The organism is Nostoc sp., assembly GCF_036919495.1.
Taxonomy (GTDB): domain Bacteria; phylum Cyanobacteriota; class Cyanobacteriia; order Cyanobacteriales; family Nostocaceae; genus Nostoc.
Map to the genome: position 1 here is coordinate 1 of NZ_JBALBZ010000031.1, position 3664 is coordinate 3664.

Consider the following 3664-nt stretch of genomic DNA (forward strand, 5'->3'; position numbering starts at 1 on the left):
TATCTAAATTTTAACCATTTTTTATATTAAATTGTAGTTGTTAAAATCTAATTAATTTTGATTCTCGCCATAAAAGTAGCGGAAGAACCGGAATTAGGAATTAGGCTTTTCGATCTGTACCGAGCTTTTTCAGAAATCAAACATTAGTCCTATACAAAGTTTTTTGACTTTTATCTAGTGACAGTAATAAAGCAGCGTTAAATAGCAATCCTGTGTCAATACTGCTCGCTTAAGCCTCTTTTGGGCATTATAGACAACGATATTTCGAGGGGTTCAGCCTACTTTCTTTCCTTAACCGAGCAGTATTGAATCCTGTGTAGGTTTTGCCTAAAAAATAAAATGTATCAGGGTTTGTGTGAAATAGTATGATTTATATACTTACAAAAAAAGAATTGTTTCAGAAACAAAAAAACTCATGATTAGCATCTTTAGATATCAGGTTAATCTAAACAATGCTATCTATCATGAGTTCCAAAAATGAGGTGCATGGTGCATACATCTGTATGCCCCTACAGAGGTTTATGACTTGCTATTAGCGATCGCTTCGTTTAAAACTAACTCTGGTTGTGGTGTCTCCTCTTCTTCTGGCAGACCGAAAATTGACCTGTACAACTTCACGTACTCTTTAGCAGATTGATACCAACTAAAGTCTTCACTCATGCCCCGCTTTTGTAGTTCTAGCCATTGCGGTTTGAAACGGAAGCCTTCCCAAGCCCGGATCATACAGGTGAAAAGGTCTAGCGCTTCATAGCGGTCAAAGCAATAACCGGTGCCTGCTGCATTTTCGGGGTCGTGATGGCTTACGGTATCAACTAATCCACCTGTGCGGCGGACAATAGGCACAGAACCATAACGTAAAGACATCATTTGGCTGATACCGCAAGGTTCAAAACGACTAGGCATTAAGAAAGCATCAGTACCAGCGTAAATGCGGCGAGACAGGGCATCGTTATACAGTAAGTAAGTTGCCATGCGTCCGGGAAAGCGGGATGCTAATTGCCACATCTGAGTTTCATAGTAGCGATCGCCTGTCCCTAACAGCACAAACTGTGCATCTGTATAGGAGAGGAAGCGATCGAGGATTTGTAATATCAAGTCAATGCCTTTTTGTTCCACTAATCGGGTCACAATCCCAATGAAAAAGGCTTTGGAGTTGACTTCTAACCCTAGTTCTTCTTGCAAAGCAATTTTGTTGGCCTTGCGTTTATCTAAAGTATCAGCAGTGAAGGTTTGAGTAATGTATTTGTCATTTTCTGGGTTATAAACTTCGGTATCAATACCGTTGATAATCCCAGATAATTTCCCGCTAATAAAGGAGAGCAAACCTTCTAACGTTTCACCATAAGTAGGTGTCTTGATTTGCTCTGCATAAGTGGGCGAAACTGTATTTACCTTATTGGCAAATTGCACCGCCGCCGCCATTGTGTTGTGTCCTTGCATATACCAAGGACACCAAGTAATTTTTTCTAAATACCAACGCCACGGCCCTTGATAAGCCAGATTATGGATGGTAAACACTGTGCTGATATCAGGATCTTGGTGCATCCACACGGGAATCATCCCCGTATGCCAATCGTGGCAATGGATAATTTCTGGCTTCCAGTAATTCCAGGCAAACTCGGCTGCACCATTAGCAAACAAAGTGAACCGCCAATCTTCATCTTCTCCAGAATAAATGCGGCGGGGCATGAAGGCGGGATGTCCAAATAAGTACAAGGGAACATCAGTACCAGGCAGAACGCTTTCGTATACTGCAAAGTGCTGGAACATGGCATCGCCCCACCAGATGGGTTCTTGGGGAATTTCCATTTTGTCTGGCAGGAAGCCATAGTAAGGCAAGAATATCCGTACATCATGCCCCATTTCTCTCAGAAATTTGGGTAATGCCCCAACAACATCACCCATTCCTCCTACTTTCGCAATGGGCGCTGCCTCTGCTGCAACAAATAGAATCCGCATGGTAATTTTTGCTTCCCTGATTCTGTCTATATTGTCAAATTAACTCTATGATCCCGACCAATGCGATTTGTCGCATCTGGCACATCTTTGATGCAATGGCGATCAATTCTTATCTAATCACATCGGCTTGCCCAATTGCTTAAGTACCGCGCCCAATCACCGCAAAAATTTCTGCTAAAATTTCTTGCGCTCCCTGTTGCCGCAACACTTGTGCTAGTTCTGTGCCTAGCGCTTCAGCATTATTGGCAATCCCTGTGACGGTATCTTTTACGAACTTTTGACCATCTACACTGGCGACTATCCCTGTTAAGGTCAAATTATCACCAGATATTTCTGTATTTACACCAATAGGTACTTGACAACCGCCCTCTAAAGAGCGTAGAAAAGACCGTTCGGCTAGACAGCGATCGCGTGTTTCGGGATGTTCGATCGCTTTGAGTAGAGATAGCACTTCACTATCATCAGCCCGGCATTCTATACCCAAGGCTCCTTGTCCTACAGCGTGAAGGGAGATTTCTTTGGGAAGAATTTGATGAACGCGATCGCCCATTCCCAATCTCTCTAACCCTGCTGCGGCCAAAATTAGGGCATCGTATTCGCCTGCATCCAGTTTTGCCAACCGTGTAATTAAGTTTCCCCGCACATCCTTAAAGGTAAAGTGGGGGAAGTGATGGCGTAACTGTGCTAACCGCCGTAGCGAAGATGTACCAATTACTGCGCCTTCTGGCAATGTATCAATTTGTTTATCTTTGTGCTTTTCATGCACCACTAATGCATCTGCTGGATTTTCCCGTTCAGTAATTGCTGCTAGCGTTAACCCTTCAGGTAAGTGAGTCGGCAGATCCTTAAGAGAATGAACGGCAAAGTCAATCTCTTGATTGAGCATTCCAACTTCAAGTTCTTTAGTAAAAAGTCCTTTATCGCCAATCTTAGCTAATGCTACATCCAAGATTTTATCGCCTTGGGTAGACATGGTGTGGACTTCAAAAGTGAGATCGGGAAAGGCTTTCTGGAGTTGCTCTTGTACCCAGTAGGTTTGAACCAGAGCAAGTTGGCTTTTGCGTGAACCAATCCGAATAGTGCGTGGAGGACTAGAAACAACTGAAGTCATAAAACAATATATCAAACGGCGATAAATTCACTCTCATCTAGACTACCGTAGTCAGGGACTCATACCAATTTTGGGGTTTGGATTTTGGATTTTGGATTACAATTCTTTACCTAAAGTTTGTTACAGGAATCTCCAACAATTCTATTTAGTACAGCATTATTACGGTATGAGCTACTATATTTATTACTCAAAGAGAATCAAAATACACGGTGCATCGATTGAAAACTGCTATAAACTGGATGTAGGACTTTCGGAGTAGCAGAAGTTATGAGTATTGCAAAATCTGCATCTCTAACCCTAGAGGAGTTTCTGAAGTTACCAGAAACAAAGCCTGCAAGCCTTTATATTGATGGTGAGATTATCCTAAAACCAATGCCGAAAACCCGCCACTCCCGACTTCAGGCTAAGTTGATTGATGGAATTAATGAAGTCACAGAAAAGAGGCAAATCGCTTATGCTTTTCCAGAGTTGCGTTGTACTTTTGGTGGTCGGTCAATTGTTCCTGGAGTTTAGACTAGGCAACAAGAAAAGACTCAGCAATGCTGAGTTGAAAAGAAACAGACTTCAGAGATGAAAATCTACACTACTAAGCAG

Annotated in this window: 2 protein-coding genes and 1 pseudogene; 1 reads left to right on the forward strand and 2 read right to left on the reverse strand. The window is 42.4% G+C overall.

Translation table 11 applies throughout. The annotated features are described in order from the left end of the window. Window positions 1-519: 519 nt before the first annotated feature. Window positions 520-1959 carry a glycogen synthase GlgA gene (gene glgA, locus V7K25_RS04215; RefSeq protein ID WP_335155363.1) on the reverse strand — a complete coding sequence of 480 codons (1440 nt, stop codon included), beginning with the start codon at window positions 1957-1959 and terminating at the stop codon, window positions 520-522. Window positions 1960-2098: 139 nt separating this feature from the next. Beyond that, entirely contained in the window at window positions 2099-3070 is a 972-nt protein-coding gene (hemC, locus tag V7K25_RS04220) for a hydroxymethylbilane synthase (RefSeq protein WP_335155365.1), read from the reverse strand. 267 nt (window positions 3071-3337) lie between these two features. Here hemC and V7K25_RS04225 point away from each other — a divergent pair. Continuing rightward, window positions 3338-3580, forward strand: a pseudogene (locus V7K25_RS04225) (Uma2 family endonuclease); the annotation flags it as partial. Window positions 3581-3664 lie beyond the last annotated feature (84 nt).

Bases quoted from the DNA above. Each gene is read 5' to 3' on its own strand.
- glgA (WP_335155363.1), bottom strand. From the start codon at position 1,959: ATGCGGATTCTATTTGTTGCAGCAGAGGCAGCGCCCATTGCGAAAGTA.
- hemC (WP_335155365.1), bottom strand. From the start codon at position 3,070: ATGACTTCAGTTGTTTCTAGTCCTCCACGCACTATTCGGATTGGTTCA.